Source organism: Pseudomonas sp. ok266 (assembly GCF_900110195.1).
GTDB classification, from domain to species: Bacteria; Pseudomonadota; Gammaproteobacteria; order Pseudomonadales; family Pseudomonadaceae; genus Aquipseudomonas; species Aquipseudomonas neuropathica.
Genome location: NZ_FOCU01000009.1, coordinates 281,095 through 298,048 on the forward strand (window position 1 = coordinate 281,095; position 16,954 = coordinate 298,048).

16 protein-coding genes and 6 tRNA genes are annotated in these 16,954 nt (G+C 59.5%); 7 read left to right on the forward strand and 15 right to left on the reverse strand.

Features of this window, described 5'->3' with window-relative positions; translation table 11 throughout:
• Positions 1–5: 5 nt before the first annotated feature.
• The 4 genes from lpxK to BMY54_RS18845 all read right to left on the reverse strand — a co-directional run bounded on the left by lpxK (position 6) and on the right by BMY54_RS18845 (position 4,412).
• Positions 6–1,016, reverse strand: coding sequence for a tetraacyldisaccharide 4'-kinase (gene lpxK / locus BMY54_RS18830; RefSeq protein ID WP_093435460.1), 1,011 nt, complete (start codon positions 1,014–1,016; stop codon positions 6–8).
• Entirely contained in the window at positions 1,016–1,444 is a 429-nt protein-coding gene (locus tag BMY54_RS18835; protein ID WP_093435463.1) for an ExbD/TolR family protein, read from the reverse strand. Before BMY54_RS18835 ends, lpxK begins: the two co-directional genes overlap by 1 nt.
• Positions 1,441–2,076 (reverse strand): MotA/TolQ/ExbB proton channel family protein, encoded by a 636-nt coding sequence (locus tag BMY54_RS18840; protein WP_042560451.1) that lies wholly within the window; start codon positions 2,074–2,076, stop codon positions 1,441–1,443. The genes BMY54_RS18835 and BMY54_RS18840 overlap by 4 nt, the downstream gene beginning before the upstream one ends.
• 101 nt (positions 2,077–2,177) lie before the next feature.
• The gene (locus BMY54_RS18845; RefSeq protein ID WP_093435466.1) at positions 2,178–4,412 is read right to left on the reverse strand and encodes a DNA internalization-related competence protein ComEC/Rec2; all 2,235 of its coding nucleotides are present in this window, start codon (positions 4,410–4,412) and stop codon (positions 2,178–2,180) included.
• Positions 4,413–4,548: 136 nt separating this feature from the next.
• Between BMY54_RS18845 and BMY54_RS18850 the strand changes: the two genes are divergently transcribed.
• Entirely contained in the window at positions 4,549–5,067 is a 519-nt protein-coding gene (locus BMY54_RS18850; RefSeq protein WP_093435469.1) for a DUF2062 domain-containing protein, read from the forward strand.
• A 143-nt stretch (positions 5,068–5,210) separates the two neighbouring features.
• Here BMY54_RS18850 and BMY54_RS18855 read toward each other — a convergent pair whose 3' ends face one another.
• From BMY54_RS18855 to BMY54_RS18870, 4 genes are all read right to left on the reverse strand, one after another.
• Positions 5,211–5,990: an ABC transporter permease gene (locus BMY54_RS18855; RefSeq protein ID WP_008087860.1), complete on the reverse strand. Its 780-nt coding sequence runs from the start codon at positions 5,988–5,990 to the stop codon at positions 5,211–5,213.
• Entirely contained in the window at positions 5,987–6,919 is a 933-nt protein-coding gene (locus BMY54_RS18860) for an ABC transporter ATP-binding protein (RefSeq protein ID WP_093435472.1), read from the reverse strand. The genes BMY54_RS18855 and BMY54_RS18860 overlap by 4 nt, the downstream gene beginning before the upstream one ends.
• A gap of 133 nt (positions 6,920–7,052) precedes the next feature.
• Positions 7,053–7,676: a glutathione S-transferase family protein gene (locus tag BMY54_RS18865; RefSeq protein WP_093435475.1), complete on the reverse strand. Its 624-nt coding sequence runs from the start codon at positions 7,674–7,676 to the stop codon at positions 7,053–7,055.
• 43 nt (positions 7,677–7,719) lie between these two features.
• On the reverse strand, positions 7,720–8,379 hold the full coding sequence (locus tag BMY54_RS18870) for a transglutaminase-like domain-containing protein (protein ID WP_093435478.1): 660 nt from the start codon (positions 8,377–8,379) through the stop codon (positions 7,720–7,722).
• Positions 8,380–8,627: 248 nt separating this feature from the next.
• On the opposite strand from BMY54_RS18870, the gene BMY54_RS18875 reads away from it, so the two are divergent.
• Both BMY54_RS18875 and BMY54_RS18880 read left to right on the forward strand, forming a co-directional pair.
• The gene (locus BMY54_RS18875; RefSeq protein ID WP_093435481.1) at positions 8,628–11,075 is read left to right on the forward strand and encodes an acyl-CoA dehydrogenase; all 2,448 of its coding nucleotides are present in this window, start codon (positions 8,628–8,630) and stop codon (positions 11,073–11,075) included.
• Positions 11,076–11,149: 74 nt separating this feature from the next.
• The gene (locus BMY54_RS18880; RefSeq protein ID WP_093435483.1) at positions 11,150–11,557 is read left to right on the forward strand and encodes a PA2817 family protein; all 408 of its coding nucleotides are present in this window, start codon (positions 11,150–11,152) and stop codon (positions 11,555–11,557) included.
• Positions 11,558–11,665: 108 nt separating this feature from the next.
• Here BMY54_RS18880 and BMY54_RS18885 read toward each other — a convergent pair whose 3' ends face one another.
• Positions 11,666–12,664 carry a LysR family transcriptional regulator gene (locus BMY54_RS18885; protein ID WP_093435485.1) on the reverse strand — a complete coding sequence of 333 codons (999 nt, stop codon included), beginning with the start codon at positions 12,662–12,664 and terminating at the stop codon, positions 11,666–11,668.
• Between the two features lie 90 nt (positions 12,665–12,754).
• Here BMY54_RS18885 and BMY54_RS18890 point away from each other — a divergent pair, with 90 nt between their 5' ends.
• The 3 genes from BMY54_RS18890 to BMY54_RS18900 all read left to right on the forward strand — a co-directional run bounded on the left by BMY54_RS18890 (position 12,755) and on the right by BMY54_RS18900 (position 14,880).
• Entirely contained in the window at positions 12,755–13,381 is a 627-nt protein-coding gene (locus tag BMY54_RS18890) for an alanyl-tRNA editing protein (protein ID WP_093435488.1), read from the forward strand.
• Between the two features lie 88 nt (positions 13,382–13,469).
• A complete protein-coding gene (locus tag BMY54_RS18895) occupies positions 13,470–14,240 on the forward strand; it encodes a 2OG-Fe(II) oxygenase (protein WP_093435492.1) in 771 nt (256 codons plus the stop codon).
• Position 14,241: 1 nt separating this feature from the next.
• Positions 14,242–14,880, forward strand: coding sequence for a LysE family translocator (locus BMY54_RS18900; RefSeq protein WP_093435497.1), 639 nt, complete (start codon positions 14,242–14,244; stop codon positions 14,878–14,880).
• 125 nt (positions 14,881–15,005) lie between these two features.
• Here BMY54_RS18900 and BMY54_RS18905 read toward each other — a convergent pair.
• From BMY54_RS18905 to BMY54_RS18930, 6 genes are all read right to left on the reverse strand, one after another.
• Positions 15,006–15,081: transfer RNA gene (locus BMY54_RS18905), tRNA-Gly, on the reverse strand.
• 2 nt (positions 15,082–15,083) lie between these two features.
• Positions 15,084–15,159 (reverse strand) — tRNA-Glu (locus BMY54_RS18910).
• Positions 15,160–15,216: 57 nt separating this feature from the next.
• Positions 15,217–15,292: transfer RNA gene (locus BMY54_RS18915), tRNA-Gly, on the reverse strand.
• Positions 15,293–15,295: 3 nt separating this feature from the next.
• Positions 15,296–15,371 (reverse strand) — tRNA-Glu (locus BMY54_RS18920).
• A gap of 104 nt (positions 15,372–15,475) precedes the next feature.
• Positions 15,476–15,551: transfer RNA gene (locus tag BMY54_RS18925), tRNA-Gly, on the reverse strand.
• Positions 15,552–15,553: 2 nt separating this feature from the next.
• Positions 15,554–15,629: transfer RNA gene (locus tag BMY54_RS18930), tRNA-Glu, on the reverse strand.
• Positions 15,630–16,012: 383 nt separating this feature from the next.
• Here BMY54_RS18930 and BMY54_RS18935 point away from each other — a divergent pair.
• Entirely contained in the window at positions 16,013–16,771 is a 759-nt protein-coding gene (locus BMY54_RS18935) for a hypothetical protein (protein ID WP_016986536.1), read from the forward strand.
• The last annotated feature ends 183 nt before the right edge of the window (positions 16,772–16,954 follow it).

Genomic DNA, 16,954 nt, shown 5'->3' on the forward strand with positions numbered 1-16,954 from the left:
AAGAGTTAAGGCAAAAGACGATCCGGCAACAGGCGCATCAGCTGCGTGTCGAACCAGGCCACAAAGGCCGGCGACGGCAGCGCATCGACCGCCAGATACCACCAGTCGTCAGCCGCAAAGGCACGGCACTTCACCGCGTCCTTTTCGGTCATCACCAACGGCAATGACGGTGTGAAATTCAACGCCTGCACGCTGTATTCGGCGTGGTCGGCAAACGCATGGGGGACTGCTCGCCAGTCTAGCGCTTCGAGGGTATTGAAGAAACGTTGCGGATTGCCGATCCCGGCGACCGCGTGCACGGCCTGGCCGGGCGAAAAATGATCGAGCGACTTGCGCTCGCCGCTGCGCAGATTGACCAGCGCGGTCGGTTGCAGACGGAAAGCGAAACCGTCATCGCGATCCTCGGTGGCACCATTGAACAGCACGCCGTCGACACTTTGCAGGCGCTCGATCGGCTCACGCAACGGCCCTGCCGGCAAGCAGCGTTTGTTACCGAGACCGCGAGCGGCGTCGATCAGCACCAGCTCCAGATCCCGCGCCAGACGGTAATGCTGCATACCGTCATCGGACAGAATCAGGTCCAGCGGTTCGCTGGCGAGCAAGGCTTTGACCGCTGCGCTGCGATCGGGGTCGATCATCAGCGGCACGCCGGTGCGCTGGACGATCAGCAACGGTTCGTCACCGGCGATGTCAGCGGTTTGCTCGGCCGCAACGCGCCACGGCAGTTGCGGCGGTTTGGCGCCGTAACCACGACTGACCACGCCGACGCGCAAACCGCTGCGCCGGCAATGTTCGATCAACCAGAGAATCATCGGCGTCTTGCCGGTGCCACCGACGGTGATGTTGCCGACCACGATCAACGGCACCGATGGCTGGTAGATCTGACCTTCACCGGCAAGAAAGCGCTGGCGCTTACCCACCACCACGCGGCGATAGAGCATTTCCAGCGGCCGCAGCAGCGTCAGGGCCGGGTGCCCCTGATACCACGCGGCGAGCAAGCGATCGGACAGGCTCATCAGGATTTGGGCGCCGCCTCGACCGTGGTCATGCGCAGATGGCTGAAACCGAGCTTGCCGGCCGCATCCATGGCGGTGATCACGGATTGATGCTGAGTCTTGCCATCGGCACTGATCGACAACGGCATGTTGGTGTCGCCGTTGGACTCTTTCTGCATGGCTTCCATCAGGGTCGCCAGGTCGTTCTTCGGCAGAATCTTGTTGTTCACCGAAAACACGCCTTCGGCGCTGATAGCCACGTCGATCTGCTTGACTTGCTGGTCTTCGGCCGGGGAGCCGCTGACCGCTTCCGGCAGGTCAACACGCAACTGGGTTTCGCGAGTGAACGTGGTGGTCACGACGAAAAACAGCAGCAGAATGAACACCACGTCGATCAGCGACGCGAGGTTGATGTCCACGGTTTCCCGGGGTTTGCGACGGAACTTCACGCGCGGCCCTCGGCCAGGTCAACGTCACGGTCGCCCTGCACCACTTCAACCAGCTTGATCGCTTCCTGCTCCATGCCCACCACCAATTCATCGATGCGGCGTTGCAGGAACCGGTGGAAGAACACCGCCGGAATACCGACCATCAGGCCCGCAGCGGTGGTGATCAGCGCCTTGGAGATACCGCCTGCCAGCACCGAGGCATTGGTGGTCATGCCGGAGCCGGTGAACGCGCTGAAGATATCGATCATGCCCAGCACGGTGCCAAGCAGACCCAGTAATGGCGCCATGGCTGCGATAGTGCCAAGAGCATTGATGTAGCGCTCGAGTTCATGAATGACCCGGGCGGCGGCCTCTTCGATGCACTCTTTCATGATCTCGCGACCATGTTTGGAGTTGGCCAGGCCCGCCGCGAGGATTTCCCCCAGCGGCGAATTGGCGCGCAATTCCTTGAGTTTTTCTTTATTGAGCTGCTTGTCCTTGATCCAGACCCAGACCTGGCCCAGCAGATGCTCGGGGGTAACGCGACTGGCGCGCAGGGTCCACAGGCGCTCGGCGACGATCGCCATGGCCGCGATGGAGCTCAGAATGATCGGCAACATCATCCAGCCGCCGGATTTGACCAATTCCCACACAGTGACAGTCCCCTCGAAAAAGTGCGCCACTTTACCATACCGATCCACGATTAAGACCCGCCACCCCGACGACCGTGACGCCCCATTTACCTACGTCCCGATCAGCGGGCCAGTGCGGGCGGATCACGCCAGAAACGCCGCTGATGACGCATCGTGCGTGGCGCCCTGAAGGTGCCCAGTTGCAGATGAATGGCGCCCTGCTCGGCGCTGTCGTAAATATTCAGGCCCAGTTTGCGATAACGCGCCAGCACGGTCGGGTGTGGATGGCCAAATGAGTTGCCATGACCTCGAGAGATCAGCACGGACTCGGGTTTCAAGACGTTGAGCAGCGCCATTGACGATGAACTGCGGCTGCCATGATGGGGCGATTGCAGCCATTGCGTCGGCACGGCCAGTGGACCGTCGAGCAGCACGCGCTCGGCATGGCTGTCGATGTCGCCGGTCAACAGCAGGCGCTCGCCATTGGCCTCGATCTGCAATACACAGGAACGCTGATTGCTGTCGTCAGCGTCCGCCCACTGCCAGAGTTGAAAACGCACGCCGTCCCATTGCCATTGCTGGCCACTTGCACAGGCTTCGGCGTTCAATTGCGCGGGCAGCCCCGCCGGGTCACCGCTGATTACCTGATCGACGGTCAAACCCCGGCTGATCGCCAAAGCGCCGCCGGCGTGATCGGCGTCGGCATGGCTGAGCAGCATCAAATCGAGTTTTTCCACGCTCAGTTTGCGCAATGAAGGCAGCACCACACGCTCGCCGAGGTCGAACTCACCAAAGCGCGGCCCCGCATCGTAGAGCAACGCGTGATGGCGGGTCCGGATCAGGATGGCCAAGCCTTGGCCGACATCGAGCTGCCAGATATCGGCCAATCCTTCATCTATCTGATCGCGTGGCGGCACGACCAGCAGCAACAACAACGGCCAGCCCAGTGGACGCAGCGGCACGCCGCGCGGCAACAGTAATAACCCGGCGCCGAGGCTGCCAATGGCCCAGACCCAAGCGGGTATCGAGGGTGCGATCCACGCCGGCCAATGCCCGGCAATCGTCGCCAGCGCGTGAAACAACCCATCGATCAAACCGCCGGCCAGCCACAGCAGGCCGGCGCCGACAAAAGGAACAGGCAGCAACACGGTTCCAAGCAGCGCCGGCGGTAACACCGCAAGACTGACCCAAGGCACCGCAAGCAAATTGGCCAGCGGCCCGCTGAGGCTGATCGGCAGGTTCAGCGCCAGCAACACCGGACATAAGCCGATCGCGATCAACCACTGCGCCCGCGTCCAGGTCTGCCACCAGCGCCACGCGCCCAAGCGGCCGCCAAAGGTAAAGATCAGCACCGCTACCGCCGCAAACGAGAGCCACAGACCCGGACGCAAACTGGCGAGCGGGTCCAGCAACAGCACAGCGTTGAACGCCAGCAACAACGGCCACCCTGCGCCAAGATGACGAAAGCGCAGGCGCCACAACAGCACCAGTCCGACCATCACGCAGGCGCGCTGCACCGGCACGTCGAACCCGGCAAGCAGGCCATAACCGAGTGCTGCCGCGAACCCCATACCACAGGCCCACGGCAGCCACGGCCAGCGCAGCGGCCACAGGCCATATCGCGCCATGCCGGCGACCAGCCCATACATCAGCGCCGCCAGCAAACCGATGTGCTGACCGGAAATCACCAGCAAGTGCACGGTGCCGGTGTCCTGCAGAGTCTGCCAGTCCTCGCGACTGAGCCCCGAGCCGTCACCCAGCACTAACGCCGCCAATGCGCCGTTTCGCCCCTGCGCATCCACACTCAGCAAACGCTGGCGAATACTGTCACGCCAGGCCCAACGCGCTTCGCTCAAGCGCTGGCCGTCCTTGATCGTGCCGGTGGCGCCAATACGTTGCGCCAGCAGCCAGGCTTCGTAGTCAAAGGCCTCAGGATTGCGCAATCCACCGGGACGCTTGAGCTTGACCGCCAAACGCCAACGCTCGCCGCTGTTGACCGGTGGCCCGGCGTACCAGGCAAGCCGCATCAGCGATGGCAGTTTTTCATGACGCGAGTGCGCATCAGCCAATTCGAAGCGCACCACGCCGTCGCTGCTCTGCGGCAAACCGACGACCCACCCTTCAACCCACCGGGTTTCGCCATCCAGCCCGGCCGGCAAACGATCATTCAACGCCCATTGCGCACCGACGCTGGCCCACGTGAAGCCAAACAGCAAAAACGCCAGCGGATAGCTGCGAAACGGCAGCAGCATCAAAGCCACGACCGGCAACAACAGCAACAACCAGACCGGCGGTAATGCCGGCATAAAAACCGCGACCAGCAGACCGGCTGCGAGCGCCATCATCCCTGTGCGCATAAGCCCGTCCTTGAGAGTCCCGCACTTAGGCATAGCGGTTGTCGGTTACACGCGTCGTCAACAATTGTCACAAAGTCTGAATGGGCGCTTCGTAGAATCCAGACATACTTGCCGCCTTAACCGACCGAGAAGCCTTATGCCCCGGCGCTTATTCAAACGTTATATGCCCGACCCGACGAGCATCAGGGAACACAAATCCTTACGCTTTCTCGGCAAGTTGCTGCATGACCCGAACCTCTGGCACCTCAATCGTCACTCGGTCGCCCGGGCGATGGCGGTTGGCCTGTTCGCCGCGTTCCTGCCGATCCCGGCGCAGATGCTGGTGGCCGCCGCCCTCGCCGTCACGGTGCGCGGCAACATGCCGATTGCGGTCAGCCTGGTCTGGCTGACCAATCCGATCACCATGCCGGCGGTGTTCTTCTGCACCTATCAGGCCGGGGCGTTTTTGATGGATGTGCCCGCCCGACATCTACCGGACGAGCTGACCTGGGAGTGGATCAGCAGCGAGTTGTCGACGTTGTGGCAGCCGTTTCTGCTCGGCTCGGTGGTAGTCGGACTGGTACTCGGCGCCCTCGCCTACTGCATTGTGATGATGTATTGGCGCTGGTGGGTGGCGCGGCAATGGGCGCGGCGCAAGAAGAGTCGCATGCGCTGAACGCAAAACGGCCTCCGCAATGGGAGGCCGTTCTGATTTGTGGCGTCTGGATTGGCCCCATCGCGAGCAGGCTCACTCCTACATTGGAATGCGTTCCCCTGTAGGAGTGAGCCTGCTCGCGATGGCCACGACTCGGTCTGGAGTCAGGTACGCATCCCGCGCCCGCTCACCAGCAACCGCGCACAGCCGAGATACAGCACAACGGTCGCCACCAGCATGAAGGTGATCGCAATGCCGATCTTGATATCCGACACACCCAGAATGCCGTAACGGAAGGCGTTGACCATGTGCAGCACCGGATTGGCCAACGACACGGTCTGCCAGAACGGCGGCAGCAAGGTGATCGAGTAAAACACCCCGCCCAGGTACGTCAGCGGTGTCAGCACAAAGGTCGGGATGATCGAAATATCATCGAAGTTGCGCGCGAACACCGCGTTGATGAAGCCCAGCAGCGAGAAAATCGTCGCCGTCAGTACCACCACCAAAATGGTCACGCCGAGGTGATGCACCTGCAAATGGGTGAAGAACAGCGACAGAATGGTCACGATCACGCCAACCATCAGACCACGCAACACGCCGCCAATGGTGAAACCGATCAGAATAGTGTGCGGCGACACCGGCGACACCATCAGCTCTTCGATGGAACGCTGGAACTTGCTGCCGAAGAAACTCGAGACCACGTTGCCGTAGGAGTTGGTGATCACCGACATCATGATCAGCCCCGGCACGATGTACTCCATGTAAGTGAAGCCACCCATGTCGCCGATCTGCCGACCGATCAGGTTACCGAAGATCACGAAATACAGAACCATGGTGATCGCTGGCGGCAGCAGCGTCTGCGGCCAGATCCGCGTGAAGCGTTTGACCTCGCGGTAAACAATGGTCTGCAGGGCGACGAGGTTGGGACGGAATTCGGAACTCATACCGCCACCTTCGACAGATTCTTCTCCACCAGGGACACGAACAGCTCCTCGAGGCGATTGGTTTTGTTACGCAGGCTCAGCACTTCGATGTTCTGCTGCGCCAACTGGGTGAACAACGCCGTGATGCCCATGGATTTGTCGACCTGAACTTCCAGGGTGTGGCTGTCGATCAATCGCGCCGGATAACCGAGCAATTGCGGCGCGGCGTTCAAGTCGTTTTTCAGGTCCAGCAGGAAGGTCTCCACGTGCAACTGGCCCAGCAACTGTTTCATGCTGGTGTTCTCGACGATGGTGCCGTGGTCGATGATGCCGATGTTGCGGCACAACTGCTCAGCCTCTTCCAGATAGTGCGTGGTGAGGATGATGGTGATGCCTTTCTGGTTCAGCTCGGTGAGGAACGTCCACATCGAACGGCGCAACTCGATATCGACGCCTGCGGTCGGTTCATCGAGGATCAGCAGACGTGGTTCGTGCACCAGCGCACGGGCGATCATCAAACGCCGCTTCATGCCCCCGGACAGCGAACGCGACGGCACATCGCGCTTGTCCCACAGGCCCAGCTGGGTCAGGTACTGCTCGGCGCGTTCCTTGGCGATCTTCGCCGGAATGCCGTAGTAACCGGCCTGGGTCACGACGATGTCGAAGGTCTTTTCGAACTGATTGAAGTTGAATTCCTGGGGCACCACGCCAATCGAGCGCTTGAGCTGCGCAGGATTTTTGTCCAGGTCATGGCCGAAGATATTCACCGTGCCGCTGGTCTTGTTCACCAGGGTCGAGAGAATGCCGATGGTCGTGGATTTGCCGGCACCGTTAGGGCCGAGCAAGGCGAAAAAATCACCTTCGGCGACGTCCAGATCGATACCACTCAAGGCCTGGAACCCGTTGCCGTAGGTTTTGGTTAGCTGCCGGATGGACAGAGCGGAACTCATATCGGATTTACGCACCAAGAAGGGAAGAAAGGGATAAATAAGGGCGGGCGGCGAGGGAAACAACCGCAGCACCAGAGCGCAATGGTGCTTGCCGCCGCCGCACAAGTACAGTCAAGTGTGTCGATAGTAAGTATTAAGTCAACGCGGTCATAACCGCTTTCTGGTAAGCCGGACGCTGCTTCAAGCGCTCGTACCAGGCTTGCAGATGCGCTTGTGGTGCGCGTTCGATGGGCATCTCGAACCAGGCATAAATGAAACTGCCGAGCGGGATATCGCCCATGCCGATGTCTTGTCCAGAGAGATATGGCTGACTGGCCAAGGCATGATCGGCCATGCTCAGCAACTCATTGCATTCCTTGATCGCGGCGTTGATCGCAGCCCAGTCCTGCTTGTCCGCCGGCGTGCGCAAGACGCCCCAGAACACCGTGCGGAAGGGACCGGCAAAACTTGAAGTGGTCCAGTCCATCCATTTGTCAGCGATGGCTCGCGCTTGCGGATCCGCCGGATACCAGTGACTGTCGGGCGCATGTCTGGCCAGCAGATAGCGGACGATGGCGTTGGACTCCCACAGCACGAAACCGTCGTCTTCGATCACCGGCACCCGACCGTTCGGGTTCATCGCCCGGTACTCGGGAGTGTCGACTACTCCAAATGCGCCGCCGGCATCGATTGCCTCGTAGGCCAGGCCAAGCTCTTCAGCCGCCCACAATGGCTTCCTGACATTCGATGAGTTTTTCCGTCCCCAGATCTTCAGCATGACCGCCTCTTTTCAAATGAGTGGGCAGGCAGCATACGCCGGATCAGGTACGGCTCAAATCACTCTGCATATCGCCCAGCCGTTGCGGCTGCTGATCAGTGAACAGATGCGGATAGCACTTTTGCAAATGTTCGAAGAAGAACGTTTCCGGGACATCGGCGAATTGGCCGTGATCGACCAGATACTCCATGAGCTGCGCGCCGTCGCGATTGAACGGGTGGAAAACGCTGTCATTGATACCGTCGAACTCCAGCGGCGCAACGTTGAACAATTCGCATAGCTTCTGATTGAACGCCGGTGTGGCTTTGACCCAGCGTCCATTGAGGAACAGTTCGGTGTACCCGTGCATGGCGAACATGTCGCTTTTCAGCAACTCAAGCAGACGTGGCGTCGATAAGTGATTTTTTACGTCGGCCAGACCGATACGCGCCGGGATCCCGCAATGCCGCGCACAACCGGCAAGCAGCGTGGCTTTGGGCACGCAATAACTCTCCCCCGTCGTCAGCGCATAGCTGCCACGCAAGGTCTGCGGATCGCGACTGAAGGTGTAGGGGTTGTAGCGCACCGCCTCACGCACCGCGTAATAAAGATTGATCGCCCGCTCGAGCGGATCGCGGCTGGCACCCCGATGTTGTTCGGCGAACTCCACCACTGCCGGGTGGTCACTATCGATGAAGCGGCCGGGACTCAGATACTCGCGCATGACGACAATCTCCTGGGTGAGCCCCGAGTCTAGCGACAGCGTCAGCACAGAGATAACGACGTTTCGGCCAAACTTGGACGCAAAGACGCGGGATCAGCGAACGATTTCCCACACGTGTTGCCCACCGAACCTACGAAAACCATCCGGGGTTTCCCACGATTTCAATCACCTTGGTCTGACCACCCGGTTTTACAGATGCCGTCTAAGCTCTGGAGGGTCGATTTGCCTTGGTTCACGGAGGACTGAATATGCTGTTGTTGTGGATACTGGTTTTGATCGTTGGTGTGGCGTATCTCGCCCACCGGCGTATTTCACCTCTGCCTGCGTTGGGCATCGTGGCCGTCTACCTGCTGGCGATGGGTATTTTCAGTCATGCGCCGGGCTGGTTGTTGCTGGTGTTCTGGGTGCTGCTGGCGGTGGTCGCTGCCCCGCTGCTGCTGCCCGACCTGCGTCGCAAGCATTTCACTGCGCCGTTGTTCAACTGGTTCCAGAAAACCCTGCCACCCATGTCGCAGACCGAACGCGACGCAATCGACGCCGGCACCGTGTGGTGGGACGGTGAGCTGTTCAGCGGCCGCCCGGACTGGGACAAACTGCTGGCCTATCCCAAGGCGCAACTGAGCGAAGAGGAACAGGCGTTCATTGACGGCCCGACCGAGGAACTCTGCGCGATGGTCACTGACTGGCAGATCGGCCAGTCGATGGACCTGCCACCCGAAGCCTGGGCGCATATCAAGGAACACGGTTTCTTCGCCCTGATCATCCCGAAAGAATTCGGTGGCAAAGGCTTCTCGGCTTACGCCCACTCACAGGTGGCGATGAAACTCGCTACCCGTAGCGGTGACCTCGCCTCCACCGTGATGGTGCCGAACTCCCTCGGCCCGGCCGAACTGCTGCTGCATTACGGCACTGACGAACAACGCAATCACTACCTGCCACGGCTGGCCCGTGGCGATGACATCCCGTGCTTCGCCCTCACCGGTCCGCTCGCCGGGTCCGATGCCGGTGCGATGCCCGACACCGGGATCATCTGCAAAGGCCAATGGGAAGGTCAGGAAGTCATCGGCCTGCGCCTGAACTGGGAAAAACGCTACATCACCCTCGGTCCTGTCGCGACCCTCCTCGGCCTCGCTTTCAAGGCCTACGACCCGGAGCATCTGCTGGGCGACAAGGAAGACCTTGGCATCAGCCTCGCGTTGATTCCGACCGATACCGCTGGGGTGGAAATCGGTCGTCGTCACCTGCCACTCGGCGCGGCGTTCATGAACGGCCCGAACTCGGGCAAAGACGTGTTTATTCCGCTGGACTTCCTCATCGGCGGTCAGGAGATGCTCGGCAAGGGCTGGATGATGCTGATGAACTGCCTGTCGGTCGGCCGTTCGATCTCGTTGCCGGCAGTCGGCACTGGCGCGGCCAAATTCACCAGCCTGGTCACCGGTCAGTACGCGCAGATTCGTGAGCAATTCAATGTACCGCTGTCGGCTTTCGAAGGTATTCAGGAAGCCATGGCGCGCATCGGCGGCAACGCGTGGATGATGGATGCGGCGCGGATGCTCACTGCCAACGCAGTGGACCTGGGCGAGAAACCGTCGGTGCTCTCGGCGATTCTCAAATATCACCTCACCGAACGCGGCCGCGAGTGCATCAGCCACGCCATGGATGTGCATGGTGGCAAGGCGATCATCATGGGCCCGAACAACTACCTCGGGCGTAGCTGGAACGGCGCGCCGATCTTCATCACCGTGGAAGGTGCAAACATCCTGTCGCGCAACCTGATGATCTTCGGTCAGGGCGCGATTCGTTGCCATCCATTCGTGCTGAAGGAGATGGCCCTCGCCGGTCGTGAGGACAAGGATCAGGCGCTGAAAGAGTTCGATGGTTTGCTGCTCAAACACATCGGTTTCGCCGTAAGCAATGCGGCCAGTACGCTGGTGTTGAACCTCGGTTTCGGCCACTTCGAGCATGCGCCGGGCGACAAGATCAGCCAAGGCTACTTCCGCGCACTCAACCGCCAGGCAGCGGCGTTCGCCATGCTCGCCGACTTCAGCATGATGTTGCTGGGCGGCGAACTGAAACGTCGCGAGCGTCTGTCGGCACGTCTGGGTGATGTGTTGAGCAACCTGTATCTGGCCTCCGCCGCGCTCAAGCGTTATCACGATCTGGATTCGCCAGCGTACATGGAGCCACTGTTCCGTTGGGCGATGGAAGAAAGCCTCGGCCAATCGGAACGGGCGCTGGATGAATTGCTACGCAACTTCCCGAACAAGGTGTTCGGTTGCCTGCTGCGAGCCATCGTATTCCCGTTCGGTCGTCGTCACAAAGGCCCGTCGGACAAACTCGGTGCCGAAGTGGCAGGCGTGATTGGTCGCGCCAAAGGTGATCCGGCGCTGGAAGAGTTGCTTGCCGGTTGCTATCGCCCGCAGTCGGCAGACGATGCCGTCGGCGCGCTGCAACACGCCAGTGATTTGCTGAATGCCGCGCAGCCACTGCACAAAAAACTGCACACGTCGCTGAAAAGCGGTCAGGTCAAACCGGTCGCAGGTGAGCACGCCATCGATGCGGCGCTGGAGGCCGGGGTGTTGCAACCGGGAGAAGCACAGAGCCTGCGCGATGCCGAAGCCGCACGACGCAAGGTGATCGACGTCGATGACTTCGACAAAGAGGAACTGAAACTGGCAGAGGGCAAAGTCCGCTGATCCTGACAACCATGTCCAAGAGGGCGCGGGAGCTTTATACTCCCGCGCCCGTTTTGCTCTTGAGGACTTATCTCGTGTCCAACGTCGTTGCCGATCATCTTGTTTTGCTCGACCACCTGCGCAGTATCCTGGTCGCCGTAGGTGAGGCCGATCAGGTTCCCGAAGAAAGCCATGCCTTGTTCCTGGAGCGCTTCGACGAACTGCTGGCATCGCTGCCGATCGATCCGATCGAAAGCCAGTACCTGGGCCAGGACATCCTGACTCAAGTGATTAGCCGTTATCCGCAAATCGCCCACCTGATCCCGCGCGATCTGTTGTGGTTCTTCGCCGGCGACTGCCTGCATTACTTGTCCGATGAAGAGATCGACCTGTATCAGGCACTGGAAGAACGTCGCTACGAAGCTGAACAGAACGATGAACCGTTCGACTGGAACCAGGAAAAACAACTGCTGGCGATGTCCGCTCAGGACAGCAAGCACTGATTTAACAGTGGGTTGAAGATCAAAAGATCGCAGCCTTCGGCAGCTCCTACAGTGGACTCACGCAATCCTCTGTAGGAGCTGCCGAAGGCTGCGATCTTTTGCTTTGCGCTACAACAACCCTTCACTTTCGGGCAATTCATACGCCATCGCCGCATTGCTTTCCCCCACTGATTTGCCGGGCTTGCTCAAGGTCGGCTCTTTCTGCAGGCACTCCACCAAATAGTCGATGAACACCCGCAACTTGGGTGGCAGATAGCGCGTCGGCGAATGCAGCAGCCACAATCCGCCGTGATAGGACGCGAGGAACGTCCAGTCCGGCAACACCTGCACCACCAACTTTTGCTCAAGCGCGTAACGGGCGGTGAAATACGGCAGGCTGCCGATGCCGATGTGCTGCAACACCGCGCCCAGCCGCACGCCTGTGTGATTGGCGGCATACCGACCGCGGACGCCTACCGTCACCGCCTTACTGCCCTTCTTGAATTTCCAGCGCGCATCACTCGGGGTTTCCCCCAGATAAATACAACTGTGATTGAGCAGATCATGCGGATGAGTCGGTACGCCGTGCTCGGCCAGGTACTGCGGCGTGGCACAGAGCAAATGGTCGATGGTCAGTAACTGCCGGCCAACCAGCCCGGCCGGTGGTCGATCGGTGATGCGAATGGCCAGATCGACATGGTCGTCGATCAAATCGACCTGGCGATCCTCCAGCAACAACTCGACATCGACCTTGGGATAACGCCGCAGGAACTCGGGCATGTGCGGATGAATCACGAAGCGCCCCACCGCTTTCGGCACGCTGACGCGCACCAGTCCTTCCGCTTCATGGGTGAACTGGCCGCTAATTTCCATCACCGACTTGGCCGCGCTGACCATCTCCTGGCAGCGCTTGAATACCTCCTCGCCGCCGTCACTCAAGCGCAGCTTGCGCGTGGTGCGCTGCAAGAGTCGCGTGGCCAAGGCTTTTTCCAGCCGCGAAATACTGCGACTCACCGCTGACGGCGATGAACCCAACTGCCGAGCCGCTTCAGAGAAGCTACCGGTCTCGACGACCTTGACGAAAATCGCCATTTCACCAAGCAGCGGTAGCGGCAGATTGATGCTCACAGCGCACAAGTCCTTTGATGTTTGAACGGATTATCACGTTATTGCACGATTCATATAATAAAAAAAGAAACTTTAATAAGGGCATGGAATATGACGCTTCGCCTCTTTTTCCATAGTGATGACCTCAAGGCCAATGTGGAAGTCCTCGACTGCACGCCCCAAGAGAACGAATTCGCCGTGGTCTTGCGCGCCACGCTGTTTCATCCGCAAGGCGGCGGACAGCCGTGTGATACCGGTTGGATCGGTGAAAGCCAGGTATTGCGTGTGGTGCAGGAGCCGGACCGGATCATTCATTTTGTCGACCGGCCGGTGGAACTGGGCATGACCTGCATCCGCATCGACGAACAGCGCCGCCACTTCAATACACGCATGCATTCGGCCGGGCACCTGATCGGGCATTTCGTCCAGGCGCTGGGCTGGATGCCGATCAAAGCCCATCACTGGCCGGATGAAGGCCGAGTGCAATTCAAACCCGGCGACACCGCGCAGGAAGTCGATGCAGAGACCGTTCAACACGGGATCGACCAGTGGATCGAACACGACCTGCCCCGCCTGACCTCGCTACGCGAAGGTGCGCGGGAAATCGGTTTTGGTGAACTGCCCGCCTATGGCTGCGGTGGCACCCACGTACGCAGCCTGAAGGATCTGGGCACAGTCACGATCGCGTCCCTTTCGCAGAAGAAAGGCACGTTATCCGTCCACTACAACGTGGATTGAGCATTTCGGGCGCTGCTTCAGGCAGCGTCCGACGCCGGGGAACCGCATTCGCAGGTTCCGTTGACTATCGATAGATGGACCTAAAAAAATGATGCTAGACGTCGAGCGTCTCGATGAGACGTGCATAAAAAAACTGGCCAACGAAGAAGTCCTCGCCATCCGCGTCAAAGGCTTTTTGCCTGAGCCGCTGGCCATTCAGATTGGCGACAAGATTCTCGCTCCAGGCTTCGAGGGTTACATCAACGCACCGAGTATCGGCCGCATCGGCATGGCATTTTACGAGGCGGAAAACCAACCGCTGCTGATTGAGGACTACTTCGAACGCGCCACCAGCAACATCGCTGAACTGCGCAATCGCTGCGCGCCCTACTCCTCACCGATCGACACCTTGCGCTGCATGCTCGACGAATCCTGGCCGGCCGGCGCACACCTGGAAAACCTCTACGGCCGAAAAATGTATGTCGGCCTTTCGCGCGTGGTGAAACCCGGGGTGTGCTTCCTCGCCCATCACGACATCTTCGCCAAGGACGCTCCGGACAGTTTCCAGGCCCGCAGCCTGGAGGCGCAGTTCGCCTGCAACGTCTATCTGAATATGCCGACCGAGGGCGGTGCGTTGCAGATATGGGACGACGACATCACCCCGGATCAATTCGACGAGATGCGTGGCGACAGTTATGGCATTGAACCAGCGCTGCTCGGTCCACCTGCGCTTGAAGTCCGACCGCAACCCGGTGATTTCATCATGTTCAACTCGCGGCGCATGCACTCGGTGACCCCGGGCGTGGCCGATCCGCGTTTGAGCCTTTCCTTTTTTGTCGGCTATCGCGGCAATGCTTCACCCCTGACCTATTGGAGCTGAGATGTATTCGAATTATCTGGGCGAGTTTCTGGCGCTGGCCACCATTCACTTTCTGGCTGTGGTTGCTCCCGGCCCGGACTTCGCAGTCACCATACGCCAAAGCGTACGGTTCGGCCGATTGGTAGGGATCTGCACGGCGCTGGGTATCGGCGCGGGGATTTCCGTGCACGTGCTCTACACGTTGCTGGGTGTCGGGGCATTGATGCACACCACCCCGTGGCTGCTGACTGTCGCCAAGGTGGTTGGTGGTGCTTACATCCTGTATCTGGGCGTCAGCCTGTTGCGCAGCAAACCCAAATCGGCCGTTGAAGGTGAAAAAATCGCGGACGAGCCCGTGGTCGAACAAACCCTGTTCAAAGCTTTCAGCACCGGTTTTCTGACCAATGCAACCAACCCCAAGGCCACACTGTTTTTCCTGGCCATCTTCACCACGATCATCAGCGCCAGCACACCCTTGCAAATCCAGGCCTTTTACGGGCTGTGGATGTGCTTTGTGAATGCGCTGTGGTTTGTCGTGGTCGCGCTGTTCTTCTCAAGCAATCGGGTTCGCCTGCTGTTCATGCGCATGGGCCATTGGTTTGAACGCACGATGGGCGTGGTGCTTATTCTGTTTGCTGGCCGACTGATGCTGTCCTGGTAAGCAAACGCACAACGCAAAAAGGCCCGCCGAATCGCTTCGGCGGGCCTTTTTCTTTATGGCTGATGACACAGCCACAAATCGCGCATACAAAAACGCCGCTCTGTTGAGCGGCGTTTTTGTGAATATGGAGCGGGAAACGAGACTCGAACTCGCGACCCCGACCTTGGCAAGGTCGTGCTCTACCAACTGAGCTATTCCCGCAATGGCGTCCCCTAGGGGACTCGAACCCCTGTTACCGCCGTGAAAGGGCGGTGTCCTAGGCCACTAGACGAAGGGGACACAGGCTACAACTTTCACTAATAAAAACGCCGCTCACTGAGCGGCGTTTTTAGAATTTGGAGCGGGAAACGAGACTCGAACTCGCGACCCCGACCTTGGCAAGGTCGTGCTCTACCAACTGAGCTATTCCCGCAAATGGCGTCCCCTAGGGGACTCGAACCCCTGTTACCGCCGTGAAAGGGCGGTGTCCTAGGCCACTAGACGAAGGGGACACGCTACCCGGAACACATGGTGTGTGTTTCGGTGTCCAGATCCGTATCCGAAGACTTGGTTCTGGTTTCACTCAGCACCGCCCGAAAGCGCTGCTGTTTAAAATTGGAGCGGGAAACGAGACTCGAACTCGCGACCCCGACCTTGGCAAGGTCGTGCTCTACCAACTGAGCTATTCCCGCATTGGCGTCCCCTAGGGGACTCGAACCCCTGTTACCGCCGTGAAAGGGCGGTGTCCTAGGCCACTAGACGAAGGGGACACACTACAACATTCACTCCCTGCCGCGCTTCGCTGTGTGCTTTACGCTGCAAGTGGCGCGCATTCTATGGATGGATTGAGAGGTCGTCAACCCCCTGATATAAATTTATTTAAATCAATGACTTCGACCTGCTTTACGGCGGCAATCGGGCTTTTCCGTCGCCCGACGATTGACGCCTATATTCCGCCACCCGCCAAGACGCTATAGTCCACCCACAGTGATGGCAATCTGCACTCGCAGCGCCAGCATTCATATAAGCAGCGTGCGGCCGATACAGATTGAACCTGCCGATCCAACTCGTCGAGCGGCGCTAGGCGACTAAATGCCCAGCCACTACACTCGCATGCGAACCCTATAAAGAGGTCTTACCGGTGACACCACTCATGATCACCCTGCTTGTCATAGCCGGGATCGCAATTCTGATCGCCATTGGCTACATGAACCATGTGGTGGAAAACAACAAACTGGAGAAGGCCCGCACCAAGGTCGAACTCAACGACCGCCTGCGCCGTTGCGGCGAACTGACCGAAACCTTCCCCGGCCAGTTCATGACCCCGGCGCTCAAGTTGCTGCTGACCCGTCTGGAACTGAACGTCTGCCAGCGCCTACTGAACCTGGAAAAAACCAGCGCCACCACCAAAGCACGCATCACCGAACTGAGCGCCCTGGTCGCCCAAGGCGAATCGATCCCGGTCAACAACCCACCGGCACCGATCCTGACCGAAGCCAAAGCCAAAGACGTGCGCTTCCTGCTCGAAGCCCTCCACGGCCAGATCACCCGCGCCGCCCACGATGGTTTCCTGCCACCGAATGAAGCCAAACACTGGATCCGCGAAGTCCGCCACATTCTGGTGCTGCTGCACATCGAATTCTTCAACAACCTCGGCCAACAGTCCCTGCAACAAAACCAGCCCGGCCAGGCCCGCCTCGCCTTCGAACGCGGCGTGCAATACCTGCGCAAACAGCAGGATCCGCAGATGTACGCAGAACAACTGCAATACCTGGAAAAACTCCTGGCCCGCGCGAACGCCCAGGTCATGGACAAGATTGCACCGGTTGAAGGTGAAGAAAACCAACTGACCGCCGGCCTCAAAGATGTCGAGGCCGATGCGGACTGGAAGAAGAAAGTGATTTACGACTGATTGCAGATGCTGGAAGAGAAGCCACCGAAAGGTGGCTTTTTTGTGGGCTCGCGGGAGTGAACCTGATAGAAAACCGGTGAATGTGAGGCCGCTTTCGCGAGCAGGCTCGCTCCCACAGGGGGCTGAGTACATCTGACAGAGGTTGGTCGGCTATCCGGCCGCCATCGCGAGCAGGCTCACTCC